At 50.1% G+C, this 13,487-nt stretch carries 13 protein-coding genes; 3 read left to right on the plus strand and 10 right to left on the minus strand.

What is annotated here, in order from left to right; all coding sequences use genetic code 11:
- Nucleotides 1-7 precede the first annotated feature (7 nt).
- The 8 genes from pheT to ACQUQM_RS14490 form a co-directional block, all read right to left on the minus strand.
- A complete protein-coding gene (gene pheT, locus ACQUQM_RS14455; protein ID WP_432470598.1) occupies nt 8-2,398 on the minus strand; it encodes a phenylalanine--tRNA ligase subunit beta in 2,391 nt (796 codons plus the stop codon).
- Between the two features lie 73 nt (nt 2,399-2,471).
- Nucleotides 2,472-3,455: a phenylalanine--tRNA ligase subunit alpha gene (gene pheS, locus ACQUQM_RS14460; protein ID WP_432470599.1), complete on the minus strand. Its 984-nt coding sequence runs from the start codon at nt 3,453-3,455 to the stop codon at nt 2,472-2,474.
- An 84-nt stretch (nt 3,456-3,539) separates the two neighbouring features.
- Nucleotides 3,540-3,893 carry a 50S ribosomal protein L20 gene (rplT, locus tag ACQUQM_RS14465; RefSeq protein WP_205658109.1) on the minus strand — a complete coding sequence of 118 codons (354 nt, stop codon included), beginning with the start codon at nt 3,891-3,893 and terminating at the stop codon, nt 3,540-3,542.
- Between the two features lie 39 nt (nt 3,894-3,932).
- Nucleotides 3,933-4,127 (minus strand): 50S ribosomal protein L35, encoded by a 195-nt coding sequence (rpmI, locus tag ACQUQM_RS14470; RefSeq protein ID WP_432470600.1) that lies wholly within the window; start codon nt 4,125-4,127, stop codon nt 3,933-3,935.
- A gap of 103 nt (nt 4,128-4,230) precedes the next feature.
- Nucleotides 4,231-4,824, minus strand: a complete 594-nt coding sequence (gene infC / locus ACQUQM_RS14475) for a translation initiation factor IF-3 (protein ID WP_432470601.1) — start codon at nt 4,822-4,824, stop codon at nt 4,231-4,233.
- The gene (gene thrS / locus ACQUQM_RS14480) at nt 4,796-6,712 is read right to left on the minus strand and encodes a threonine--tRNA ligase (RefSeq protein WP_432470602.1); all 1,917 of its coding nucleotides are present in this window, start codon (nt 6,710-6,712) and stop codon (nt 4,796-4,798) included. The genes infC and thrS overlap by 29 nt, the downstream gene beginning before the upstream one ends.
- A gap of 175 nt (nt 6,713-6,887) precedes the next feature.
- A complete protein-coding gene (locus tag ACQUQM_RS14485) occupies nt 6,888-7,688 on the minus strand; it encodes a TIGR01458 family HAD-type hydrolase (RefSeq protein WP_432470603.1) in 801 nt (266 codons plus the stop codon).
- Nucleotides 7,689-7,746: 58 nt separating this feature from the next.
- Complete coding sequence (locus tag ACQUQM_RS14490) at nt 7,747-8,448, minus strand: FadR/GntR family transcriptional regulator (RefSeq protein ID WP_432470604.1); 702 nt, start codon at nt 8,446-8,448, stop codon at nt 7,747-7,749.
- Between the two features lie 156 nt (nt 8,449-8,604).
- Between ACQUQM_RS14490 and ACQUQM_RS14495 the strand changes: the two genes are divergently transcribed.
- The 3 genes from ACQUQM_RS14495 to ACQUQM_RS14505 are packed head-to-tail and all read left to right on the plus strand — an operon-like array spanning nt 8,605 to nt 11,561.
- Nucleotides 8,605-9,438 (plus strand): (Fe-S)-binding protein, encoded by an 834-nt coding sequence (locus ACQUQM_RS14495; protein WP_432470605.1) that lies wholly within the window; start codon nt 8,605-8,607, stop codon nt 9,436-9,438.
- Nucleotides 9,439-9,462: 24 nt separating this feature from the next.
- Complete coding sequence (locus tag ACQUQM_RS14500; protein WP_432470606.1) at nt 9,463-10,881, plus strand: LutB/LldF family L-lactate oxidation iron-sulfur protein; 1,419 nt, start codon at nt 9,463-9,465, stop codon at nt 10,879-10,881.
- Complete coding sequence (locus ACQUQM_RS14505; RefSeq protein WP_432470607.1) at nt 10,878-11,561, plus strand: LutC/YkgG family protein; 684 nt, start codon at nt 10,878-10,880, stop codon at nt 11,559-11,561. Before ACQUQM_RS14500 ends, ACQUQM_RS14505 begins: the two co-directional genes overlap by 4 nt.
- 633 nt (nt 11,562-12,194) lie before the next feature.
- Here the strand turns inward: ACQUQM_RS14505 and ACQUQM_RS14510 are convergent.
- Nucleotides 12,195-12,389, minus strand: coding sequence for a putative motility protein (locus tag ACQUQM_RS14510; RefSeq protein ID WP_432470608.1), 195 nt, complete (start codon nt 12,387-12,389; stop codon nt 12,195-12,197).
- Nucleotides 12,390-12,570: 181 nt separating this feature from the next.
- Entirely contained in the window at nt 12,571-13,206 is a 636-nt protein-coding gene (locus tag ACQUQM_RS14515; protein WP_432470609.1) for a pentapeptide repeat-containing protein, read from the minus strand.
- Nucleotides 13,207-13,487: the final 281 nt, after the last annotated feature.

The raw sequence follows: 13,487 nt of genomic DNA on the forward strand, positions 1-13,487 counted from the left end.
CTGTCGCTTACTCTCTTAATGTAGCACCGTACTGTTTTTTCAGTGCAGACACAACAAAATCAATGACTTCGTTGACTTCTTCATCATTAAGAGTGCGCGATGGATGCTGTAACGTCAAGCCCAAAGCCAAGCTTTTTTGCCCTGGCTCTACCCCCTTACCCTGATAAACGTCAAACAGAGTAACCGCTTTCAGGAACTCGCCGCCCTGTTCTTTAGCAACCAAACGAATCGATTCGAAACTAATATTCTCATCAACCAACAGCGCCAGGTCACGACGACTTTCAGGGAATTTAGACAAGCTGCCAAAGCGTGGCAACTGACCATCCAGCACCACCGACTGAACGATCTCAAACAGGAATACAGGACCATTTAGACCCAGTGACTTAACCAGCTCAGGGTGCAGCGCACCCATGTAGCCAACCGTCTCGCCATTACGCTGAATCGCAGCAGACTGGCCTGGATGTAGTGCCACATGACGACCTGCAACAAAGCTAAACTGTTCCGGGCAACCACCCAATGCCAGCAGAGCTTCAACGTCTCCCTTGATATCAAAGAAATCCACAGTCGCGCTATCAGCGGTCCAGCCTTCAGCCTGACGCGGGCCACAGATCAGACCTGCAATGACGTTTTCCTGAATCAGCTCATCACCTTCCGGCAAAAAGCGCTGACCTGTCTCAAACAGGCGTACACGTCCCTGCTGACGATTCTGATTGTACTGCAGTGCTTTAACCAGACCCGGCCAGATAGTCGTACGCATTACCGCCATCTCCGCAGAGATTGGGTTCGCCAACGCTTTCGCCTCATGCTTATCATCAAACTGAGCCGCCAGACCCTTTTCGATAAAGCTGTAAGTGATCGCTTCCTGATAACCGGCGGCAATTAACTGACGTCGCACATCTTTAATACCAACTTTAGACTCATCGTCGGCGATCATATTCAGCTCGGCAGTCGGCACTTTAACCGGCAGGTTGTTGTAGCCGTAAACCCGCGCCAGCTCTTCAATAAGATCGGCTTCGATACTGATATCAAAACGGTATGACGGCACAGCGATAGTCCACTCACCTTCACCACTGCTTTCGACCTGCATACCAAGGCGAGTCAGAATCTCTTCAATCTCAGCCGCAGGCATCGCAAATGCCAGCACCTGATTAACCTTGCTCTGACGTAGTTTCACAGTAGAGGAAGTCGGCAGATTTTCATTGCTAACCGCTTCAACTACAGGACCAGCTTCACCGCCTACGATATCCAGCAGTAGCTGTGTCGCACGCTCGGTCGCCTTACGCTGCAGCTGCCAGTCAACGCCACGCTCGTAGCGGTGTGAAGCATCGGTGTGCAAGCCGTATGAACGGGCACGACCAGCAATCGTAATCGGGTTGAAATAAGCACACTCAAGGAAGATATCTTTAGACTCAGCTGTTACACCTGTCGCCTCACCACCGAAGATACCCGCCATAGCTACCGCTTTTTCGCTATCGGCAATTACCAGGGTTTTATCGTTCAGCTCGGCTTCATTACCATCCAGCAACGTCAGTTTCTCACCCTGCTTAGCTTTGCGTACGACAATACCGCCACTCAGCTTGCTCAGGTCAAACGCATGCATCGGCTGACCCAGCTCCAGCAGGACGTAGTTCGTTACATCAACTACCGGATCGATAGAACGGATACCGCAACGACGCAGTTTCTCAACCATCCATAGAGGGGTGGCAGCAGACATATCAACATTACGGATGATACGGCCCTGATAACGTGGACAGCCTTCAGGATCTTCCAGGGTAATCGTCACAGTATCATCGATACTCGGCGCCACCGGAGCAACATCAACGTAGGTCACCGGTGCTTTATTAAGCACACCGACTTCACGAGCCAGACCGGCAATAGACAGGCAGTCACCCCGATTAGGCGTCAGATCGACATCGATGATGGAATCATTCAGATCGAGGTATTCACGCAGATCAGTGCCGACTGGCGCATCCGCTGCCAGCTCCATGATACCGCCGTGATCCTCAGAGATACTCAGCTCATCGTCGGCACACAACATGCCAAAGGATTCAACCTGACGCAGCTTGGCTTTCTTAATTTTAAACTCTTTACCATCAGGACCGCCCAGGACAGCCCCGACTTTAGCAAATGCCGTTTTAAGGCCGGCACGGGCATTCGGCGCACCGCATACAACCTGAAACTGTTCGCTGCCATCGGACACCTGACAAACCTGCAGTTTATCGGCATTAGGGTGCGGCTCGGCGGTCAGAATTTCACCGACAACCACTCCACTGAACTGACCGGCAACCGGCAGGACTTCGTCTACTTCCAGGCCAGCCATCGTGATCTGGTCGGCAATACCTTGTGTATCGGTGGCCGGGTTCACCAGCTCGCGTAACCAATTTTCGCTGAATTTCATGTTACTCAATCCGAAATTTTGTTAATTACTTTTTAAACGTCTCTGTTTTGCTCTACCAGATATTTAACTATTGTTAGTTAAACTGACCCAGGAACCGAAGATCGTTTTCAAAGAACAGGCGCAGGTCATTAACGCCGTAACGGAGCATAGCCAGACGCTCTACACCCATACCGAAGGCAAAGCCGGTGTACTCTTCCGGATCAATGCCAGAGTATTCAAATACTTTCGGATGCACGATGCCACAACCCAGCACCTCCATCCAGCGACCGTCACCACGATCGATATCGACTTCAATAGAAGGCTCAGTGAACGGGAAGTAAGACGGACGGAAGCGGACTTTAACATCCTCTTCAAAGAATTCGCGCAGGAACTGCTCCAGCGTGCCTTTAAGGTCGGCAAAGCTGATGTCCTTATCCACAATCAGGCCTTCTACCTGATGGAACATCGGCGAATGGGTCTGATCGTAATCGCAACGGTAAACACGACCCGGACAGATAATACGGATCGGCGGCTGCTTACTCTCCATCGTACGCACCTGAACACCGGAGGTATGGGTCCGCAGCAGAGTATTCGCATTGAAATAGAAAGTATCGTGCATCGCCCGGGCCGGGTGGTGCGACGGAATATTCAGAGCTTCGAAGTTATGGTAGTCATCTTCAATCTCCGGACCTTCAGCAACGCTGTAGCCGATACGGGCGAAAAACTCTTCGATCCGCTCCAGGGTTTTCGTGACCGGATGGAGACCACCAAAAGACTGGCCGCGCCCCGGCAGGGATACATCGATGGTTTCCTCTGCCAGTTTCGCTTCCAGCGCCGCAGATTCAAGACCCGTCTTACGCTCGTTCAGCACGTCCTGCAGCGCCTGCTTGGCTTCGTTAATCTTAGCTCCCGCCTGAGGACGCTCTTCCGCAGACAGTGCTCCAAGGCCTTTCAATAGCTGGGTAAGATGACCTTTCTTACCGAGATACTGAACCCGAACCTGATCCAGATCCTGAGTGCTGGTTGCCTGTTCTGCAGCTTGCTTGCCTTCTGCCAACAGGATTTGAATGTTTTCCATTTACCGCTCCAAATAAAAATAGGGGAAGAGCTCACACCCTTCCCCTATCACAACGATCAATACTTACCAGAAGGTAAGGGTGTCTTACAGTGCAGCTTTTGCTTTTTCAACGATAGCAGCAAATACTTGCGCTTCGTGAACAGCCAGATCAGCCAGCACCTTACGATCGATTTCGATAGATGCTTTCTTCAGACCAGCAATAAAGCGGCTGTAGGACAGACCATTGATGCGGGCCGCAGCATTGATACGAGCAATCCACAGCGCGCGGAACTGACGCTTACGCTGACGACGGTCGCGGTATGCATATTGACCAGCTTTGATAACTGCCTGTTTAGCTACACGGAATACACGGCTACGAGCACCGTAATAACCTTTAGCTTTTTTCAGGATCTTCTTGTGACGACGATGTGCCACTACACCACGTTTTACACGAGCCATATTATTCTCTTCCTAACTTAATTCTGTGAGTTCTACTAATTAGATGTAAGGCAACATACGCTTGATCAGCTTTTGGTCCGCTGCATGAACCTGCAGCAATGGACGCAGCTGACGCTTACGCTTAGTAGACTTCTTGGTCAGGATATGGCTTGTGAAAGACTGCTTGTGCTTAAAGCCGTTAGCAGTTTTCTTAAAACGTTTTGCAGCGCCGCTGCAAGATTTCATTTTAGGCATTACAATTTTCCCCACGCATTCGTTAATTATATTTCACCTGAACAAACAGCAAAACCCGCAACCGGCTCATAATGAGTCAGAACGGGTTAAGTCGTCAGTCAAACTACTTTTTCTTTTTAGGAGCAATGACCATGATCAGTTGGCGGCCTTCCATTTTCGGACGCTGCTCAACGACACCCAACTCTTCCAGATCCTTTTCGATCCGGTTTAATAGCTGCATGCCTAACTCCTGGTGTGCCATTTCACGGCCGCGGTAACGCAGGGTTACCTTAGCCTTATCGCCACCTTCCAGGAAACGTATCAGGTTGCGTAGTTTTACCTGATAATCCCCTACTTCCGTATTAGGACGGAATTTCACTTCCTTAACCTGCATCTGCGTCTGCTTTTTCTTTGCAGCATTCGCTTCTTTCTTCTTCTCGTACAGATACTTACCGTAATCCATCACTTTACAGACGATTGGATCTGAGTCAGAAATCTGCACCAGGTCAAGGCTAACTTCTTGAGCCGCCTCTAGGGCGTCTTTGATAGACACAACGCCTATCTGTGTTCCATCTGGACCAATCAACCGACACTCGCGGGCGCTGATATTTTCATTAATCGGCGGCTTATTCCGCTCTTGACGCCCTCTTCTGTTATCGCGCTTGATAGTGGTATCTCCAATAAATTTATTAAACTTTGCGACCTTTCTGCGCAACATCCTGCGCCAGATGATCACAAAACTCTTCTATCGACAATGTGCCGAGGTCTTCACCGGTCCGAGTTCTTACAGCAACGGACCCGGTTTCTACTTCCTTATCACCGACAACCAGTAAATAAGGAACCTTCTGAATAGTATGCTCGCGGATTTTAAAGCCGATCTTCTCATTTCTCAAGTCCGCACGGGAAAAGAATCCAAGATCGTTCAATTTTTCTTCAATTTCACGGCAATATTCGGCTTGCTTATCGGTAATATTCAAAATCGCCACCTGCTGAGGTGCCAACCAGGTCGGCAATGCGCCGGCGAAGTTTTCAATCAGAATACCGATAAAACGCTCAAATGAACCCAGTATCGCACGGTGCAGCATAACCGGTGTTTCACGATCACCCGCCTCATTAACGAACTGCGCACCTAAGCGACCCGGCATCGAGAAATCAACCTGAATGGTACCGCACTGCCATACCCGACCCAGACAATCTTTCAGCGAGAACTCAACTTTAGGGCCATAGAAGGCACCTTCACCTGGCAGCTCATCCCAATCCAGATTTGCCGCGTCCAGCGCATCGCCCAGTGCTTTCTCGGCCTTATCCCAGACTTCATCAGATCCGACACGTTTTTCAGGGCGGGTCGACAGCTTATAAATCACTTCGGTGAAACCAAAATCAGCATACACTTCATGCAGGAAGTCGATGAATTTAGCAACTTCACTCTGAATCGCATCTTCAGCACAGAAGATATGCGCATCGTCCTGGACAAAGCCACGCACCCGCATGATGCCATGTAACGCACCGGACGGTTCATTACGGTGACAGCAACCAAACTCTGCCAAACGTAAAGGCAGATCACGGTATGAGCGCAGACCCTGATTGAATACCTGAACATGACACGGGCAGTTCATCGGCTTGATAGCAAAGTCACGGCTTTCTGAATGGGTGGTAAACATCTCGTCGGAGAATTTATCCCAATGACCGGACTTCTCCCACAAACTACGTTCAACAACCTGAGGCGTCTTAATTTCGTCGTAGTCATGCTGACGCTGTTTGAAACGCATGTACTGTTCAATCGTCTGATACAGTTTCCAGCCATCCGGGTGCCAGAACACCATACCCGGCGCTTCCTCCTGCAGGTGGAACAGGTTCAGCTGCTTACCCAACTTACGGTGATCACGCTTCTCAGCTTCTTCCAGGCGGTGCAGGTAGGCTTTAAGCTCTTTCTTATCCCCCCAGGCAGTACCGTAGATACGCTGTAGCATCTCGTTATCAGAGTTACCACGCCAGTAGGCACCGGCAACCTTCATCAGCTTAAACGCCTTGATATGACCAGTAGAAGGCGCATGAGGACCACGACACAGGTCGATAAAATCGCCCTGAGAGTAGAACGACAGATCCTGCTCATCCGGAATCGCTTCCAGTAGCTCAACCTTATACTTCTCGCCCTTCTCGTCGAACAGCTTCACTGCTTCGTCGCGGCTCATCAGGGAGCGACTGATCTGATGATTAGCCTTTACCAGCTCTTTCATCTTCGCTTCGATCTTCAGCAGATCTTCCGGGGTAAACGGACGCTCATAAGCAAAGTCGTAGTAAAAACCATTCTCGATAACCGGACCAATAGTAACCTGCGCTGTAGGAAACAGATCCTGAACCGCCATCGCCATCAGGTGTGCACAGGAATGACGAATTACATCAAGCCCTTCCTCATCACGGGGCGTTACGATCGCCAGATCAACATCTTCGGTAATGATGTGGGAGGTATCCACCACATCACCATTAATTTTTCCGGCCAGGGCAACTTTAGCCAGGCCAGCACCGATATCAGCGGCAACATCAAATACAGTAACGGCGTTAGCAAACTCCCGCTTGCTGCCATCAGGAAGGGTAATTACAGGCATCTTGATTCCTTAGTTTTCAGTGGTGACCCCTACCAAAGGCCACTTCGTAAAAATTCGATATGCCGCTACAAACCAGGTAGCCGCATGAAGGCGGGGGATTTTACCGGATAGCGCGCTATAAAGCTATTTCAAACGAGCACCTGAATAAGAGGAAATAACTCGCCGCAATGACCACTTAATCTGCAATCGACTTCAATAGCTCAGCAATTGATGTAATCACAGGGACCTGTGGAGGAATTTTTTCAAGATCAGATGGCTGAAATTTACCGGTTTTTACCTGAACCGCCTGCAATCCGGCACTTAAAGCAGCTACAACATCGGCTTGCCAGTCATCACCTACCATCATACACTCAGAAGGCTCAAAACCTGTTGATGCGACCGCTTGCTGGAAAAACTCAGCACTGGGCTTGCCCAATACTACCGCCCGTGTTTCCGCAGCCCACTCCAACGCGCGGACAAACGGGCCGGCATCCAACTGTAGTCCATCATCACCCATAAAATAGCGGTTCATCCCTATAGCGATCAGGGGAGCACCCTGATTACAAAGCCGAAACGCCTGGTTAAGTGAATGATAGTTAAGTCCGTCACGGGCATCACCCAGCAGTACCGCATTAGCTGTGTGTTCACCATAGTGAACAAACAGATCAGCAACGGCAGGTGGCAGCAGGCAATAGGGCCTCAATCGATGCTGGTCAATATAGGCTTTTGCCGCCATTGGTGCTGTAAATAGCTCAGAATGGCCGATAGTTATATCCATCTCAGCCAACTGAGTGATGATTATTGCTGTCGACTTACTCGCAGTATTGGTAACGAAGCGCAAGGTCAGACCAAGCTTACGCGCCTGTTCAACAGCTTCAGCAGCACCAGGAATAACAGCACTGCCCTGATATATCACACCACTAAGGTCCAGCAACAAAGCCTTGCAACTAAGTCTTTCTTTCAGTTTTTCATCCGACTTACCATTCAGCACCGCCATCTGCTTCACCTACCCGATTCAGTAGCCAGTTTAGCTAAAGTAAGTTTAGCCAACAGCGTCAAATATCAACGGGCTCTCCCTCCAGATGTCTACGGGTATAGAGGATATGTTCTACCGCCGCATTACGGGCAGCATCTGCATCCCGGGAGATAATTGCCTGATAGATAGTACCATGCTGGGCGCGAATACCGTCCGGATAGCGGCCGTAGCGTTTCAGGGTACGCGACAGCACACCATAAATCGCATTGAAGAAACGGCTATAGAATATCTGGCTGAAAGAGATAACTAACAGATGGTGCGATGATTCGGCGATCATCATATGAAAACGCAGATCCTCCTTGGCTTTAGCCAGTGTGGTCTCACGCTGCCCGCGCTGTTGCATTCTGTTATATTCCAGCGTCAGAGCTTGCAATTGTTGGTCAGTAGCTCGCCGGGCTGCATAGAAAGCAGCCTCACCCTCCAGCATCGCCCGCACATCCATCACCTGCATCTGGAATTCAAGGTTATCACCTAAGCCTTCTAAGGGCAGATCGAAATAGTGCTCCAACAGATTATTGATCAGGGTCTTGCCGCCATGCTGTACTTCGATAAAACCCTCAGCCTCCAATAACCCGACGGCTTCTCTTACCGTCGCCCTGGACATACCATAATGTTCCGACATCTTACGTTGCGACATTAACGAACTGCCGGGCAGTAACTCTCCGGTATAAAGGTCCTCTTTAAGACTCTGAATCAGCTGCTCGCTCAGATTTTGTGTCATCGAGATGATTTCCATTCCGCTTTTGGTCAGACCAGTTGGCAGTGTAGCATTTCTTTTTCCGCTGCCCTTAACTATCTTTGATTCACGATTTGCAGTTATAGCCTTTACCGACCCGCGCCAAACCGGTTGTATATTATAAGAACACAGGTAACCCCGATGCCCCTATCAGATACGAGCCCTTCAGTTACCAGCCCTTCGATTTCAAGTCCAAGCGTTGGCCTTTTTGTTACCTGCCTGGCCGATATGTTCCGCCCATCGGTAGCCTTCGCCACAGTTAAACTATTGGAACAGGCTGGCTGTAGTGTTGAAGTACCCGAACGACAGACTTGTTGCGGGCAACCTGCGTTTAACTCGGGCGACCGTAAAACCACTGCAGATATTGCCCGCCAGACTATCGATGCATTTGATGGCTATGAATACGTTGTCGGCCCGTCCGGCTCCTGTATCGGTATGCTGCATCAGTACCCGGATCTGTTTGCTGAAACAGATTCATACTTTGCCCGCGCCACCGAGCTTGCAGCAAAGAGCCATGAAATTACCTCATTCCTGTTTGATGTTATGGGTCTGGATACGTTACGGGATAACCTCAATAAGCTGCACTTCGATGGCGCTGTCACTTACCACGATTCCTGCGCCGGATTACGTGAACTGGGGGTAAAAGATCAGCCCCGCAAACTACTGCAACAGGTTGATGGCCTGACTATCAATGAGATGGAGGAAGCGGAAACCTGCTGCGGTTTCGGCGGTACTTTTTGTGTCAAATACCCGGAAATCTCCAACCGCATGGTTAGCAATAAAACCGACAACATCAGTAACAGCGGCGCCAGCACCCTGCTCGGTGGCGATCTGGGCTGCCTGCTCAATATGGCCGGCAAGCTGAAACGCGAAGGTAAAGCGATTGAAGCCCGGCACGTGGTTGAAGTATTAGCCGGTATGACTGATATCCCCGCGATCGGCGAAGCCGATTACGATCTTGCCAGCCAACTATAAGCCTCTTTATTAAAGGAAAAAACGATGCAGATAAATACGCCCTTTTTTAAAGAACGCGCCCACGACGCCCTGGAAGATAAAAACCTGCAGCGCGCATTGGGCAACCTGAAAGCAGGCTTCCCGGAAAAACGCGCGATAGCAGTAAGTCGAATGCCTGAGTTTGAAGAGCTGCGCAACCAGGGTCGCGACCTGAAAAATCATGTCATGGAAAACCTCGACCTGTATCTGGAGCAGTTTGAGAGCAAGGTGATCGAAAATGGCGGTCATGTACATTGGGCCCGCACCTCAGAAGACGCCAATAAAATTATCCTCGACATCTGTAAACAGGTCGATGCTAAAACAGTTACCAAAGGTAAATCGATGGTAACCGAGGAGATAGGTCTCAACGACTACCTGGAACAGAATGGCGTGCAGCCGGTAGAAACTGATCTGGGTGAATATATCCTGCAGCTGCGGGGCGATCACCCGAGCCATATTATCGCACCGGCAATCCATCTAAACCTGGACGATGTTGCCGAAGCCTTCCATGAGCATCATCATCGACCGAAGTCCGATGATCCTGCGGTGCTGATGCAGGAGGCCCGCGAAGTGCTACGCGATAAATTTGTCGCAGCCGATGTTGGCATCACTGGTGCGAACTTCTGCGTTGCCGAAACCGGCTCGACCATTATCGTGACCAACGAAGGTAACGGCGACCTGACCCAAACGCTGCCCAAGACCCATATCGTTGTCACCTCTATCGAAAAAGTAGTTCCCACCCTCGAAGATATGACCCTGTTTCTGCGCTTGCTGGCCCGCTCAGCCACCGGACAGGAATTCACCGTCTATAACACTCTTTCGTCCGGCCCGCGCCGCGAAGGCGATCAGGATGGCCCGGAAAACTTCCACGTAGTACTGGTCGATAACGGTCGCAGCGAAATGGTAGGTACCGAACTTCAGGACATGCTGCGCTGCATCCGCTGTTCCGCCTGTATGAACCACTGCCCGGTTTACGGCGCCGTTGGCGGCCACAGCTATGGCTGGGTCTACCCGGGCCCGATGGGTTCTGTACTGACGCCGCAGATGATCGGCATAGAAAAAGGCGGAATGCTGCCTAATGCCTCAACTTTCTGTGGCAAATGTGAATCGGTCTGTCCGGTTAAAATCCCACTACCTAAGTTGATGCGTCACTGGCGTGAAGATGAGTTCGAGAAGCATCTCAGTCCGAAACCAGTGCGCTACGGCATTGCCGGCTGGGCCTTCCTGGCTAAGCGACCAATGCTGTACAAGTCATACACCCGGATGGCGACCTGGTTCATGAAAAAGTGGGCCGGCAAGAAAGGAAAGATTGAGAAAATGCCATTAGCTGGCGGCTGGACCGACTGGCGCGATATGCCTGCACCACAAGGAAAAACCTTTATGCAGGCCTGGAAAGAACAACAGAAAGCAGGAGAGCAGCCATGAGCCGCGCAGAAATTTTTGGCAATATCCGTCGTGGCCTGGGTCGTAAAGGCAACAATGGCGAAGCGCCTGCTGAGCAGAAACAGGCAGTACAGAATCGCCTTAATGCTCACGCCGACAACCTGATTCCACAGCGGGCACAACTGCCCCACAAAGAGCAGGTTGAACTATTTAAAGCGATGGCGACCGAAGCGGTAGCCGAACTAATCGAACTGGACAATATCGCTCAGGTTCCCCAAGCCTGTGCCGACTGGCTCAAAGCCCATGATATCAAGCAACTGATCAGCGCCAGCAATAGCGAGATCAACACGCAGGACTGGTCTGTACTGCAAGCTGCTGATATCGAGCGAATTGAGCGGGTGGCACAGGCGGGCGATATTGCCAGCCTTACTTCCAGCTTTGCCGGCATCGCCGAAACTGGAACCCTGATGCTGCACTCTGGTCCGCAAAGCCCGACCACGCTTAACTTTCTGCCGGATAACCATCTGGTGATCCTGAAGCGTTCAACCATTGTTGGTGTATACGAAGAGGCCTGGAAAAAAATCCGCGCAGCCTTCGGAGGTACTATGCCGCGTACGGTCAATATGATCACAGGGCCTTCGCGCAGCGCCGATATAGAGCAAAAATTGCAGATGGGCGCACACGGGCCAAAGACCTTAGTTATTTTTCTGGTCAACGATTAAAAGAGAAAGCCCGAACATGCATTTAAAAAGGAGACCATAGGTCTCCTTTTTAAATTGTCGAATTGATAAGCCACGAAAAAACAGCTCAGAGCCTATAAATCGTTATTCCATATAAAAGCGCACAGCATAAAAGTAAAAACAGAACACCAGGCCTTAGCCGTTTTAAGGTCGCAGGCATACGACTCAAATTTACAATGTACGCTGAAGTCAGCAACAGCAGAACACCCGACACCAACGCCGCGATTCCCCAAAACTCGGTGAGGTGTCGCAACGCATACCAAAAAACATTCCACAGACCCGCTGTAAACACTAGCGAAGCTATTATCTTTTTTAAGCTAACAGGCAAGAGCTGTACAGAACGCAACACTGGCAACCGAGTTGCAAACAGCAAACCCGTGACCATACAACTGGTCATGATAGTCCCCATCGGCAGCACAACAACCTCCTCAACCTGGAAAAATTTGCTAAAAGTAAATGATACTTAAAACTCGTCAGAGTAGGACAACAGCATATAGAATAGTTCTGTTAATAATTAATCAGATTGTTTCCGGGCTTACTCAGAACAAAACCATGCTTTTATTACGCATAAAAAAACCGCTCAATGAGCGGCTTCGGTATTCTGCACGGTAAACTTCAAGCCCGTACATCAACATTCTGACCCAGCGGTGACTCTGGATCAGCTACCTGAACGGCACTTTCCAGTAATTGCAAAGCCATAGCCCCTTGTAGCTCAAGATTATCTTTCGCCTTACCCGCTACGGCGATAGCAACATCGTTCTGCAGACTGGCCTGTTGATATGCCGATGCAGACGCTGCTGAAATTTCCATAGTGTACTCCCAAGCTTAACTACAAAGTAACGGTACTTAATATATCGGTTATCGATCGCATAACTTTAGCTCTATTACGATCGGTGGTAATTAGGAAAGGCTTTCGTTTTTTCTAGCCACTAGCAAGCGACGCAGTCGCATTCTAACCAGCCGAACTTGTTCGTCGGTCTCGCTACTGCTGTCAGAACTTAGGCATCTGAATTGGTGGAAACCCCATACTATCATCCGACCGGGCGATACATTTTCCGATTGATCCGGGCGCACAGATTGCACCGTCAGGCATAGTCGCACCGCTCAGATCAACCTTATCAAGGATAGTACCGGTCAGATCAGCATTAGACAGATAGGCGTCGGTCAGGTCGGCACCGGTGAGGTCTGTATTATATAGCCTGGCGTGAAACATATCGGCGTGAAAAAAATCCGCGCCACGCATCGAAGCTTCACTAAGATCGGTGTTATACATAGTTGTCTCATAAAAATCGGCTTTATCGAAACATGCATTGCGTGCGGTGGATGTGTTCATGTTGGCTTTAATAAGACAGGCTTCAGTTAAATCGGCGTTATCCAGATTACAATGGAACAGCTGAGCTTCTCGCAGAGTAGCCTCCTGAAGCCGGGCACCGCTCAGATCCGAATGATAAAGGTCAGCACCCGACAGGTCCGCCCCCCTCAAATCAGCGCCTTTCAGATTAGAATGGCTAAGGTCCGCTTCAGCCAGCGTTGCGCCACGCAGATCAGCACCTGACAGATCAGCCTGGAACAGGTCCTTGCCATACCATTCAACGCCCTGCAGATCCTGCGATTTATAATCAGTCATACCGTTATTCCATCCAACTCAATACGCTTGATTAAGGAACCTGCGAACAGGTCCTGTTCGTGCTCTGCAAGTCCTGAAGCCTGCAGATGCAAGGCGAAGTACGCCATTAATGGCCATAGTCCTTAATCAGAACTTCAACGAAGCAGATGTGGGCTTCAGGCCTTGCCCTACGGGGCTTACGGGAAAGCTCACACTCGGTGTCAGTACTTATTGTAAGGTCCAGACATTACTGCAAAGTTCTTCCTTGATTGTGAACTTTCCCGTAAACCAGAGTGCCGTCA

This window comes from Amphritea sp. HPY (genome assembly GCF_050870985.1).
In the GTDB taxonomy this organism is placed as follows: Bacteria; Pseudomonadota; Gammaproteobacteria; order Pseudomonadales; family Balneatricaceae; genus Amphritea.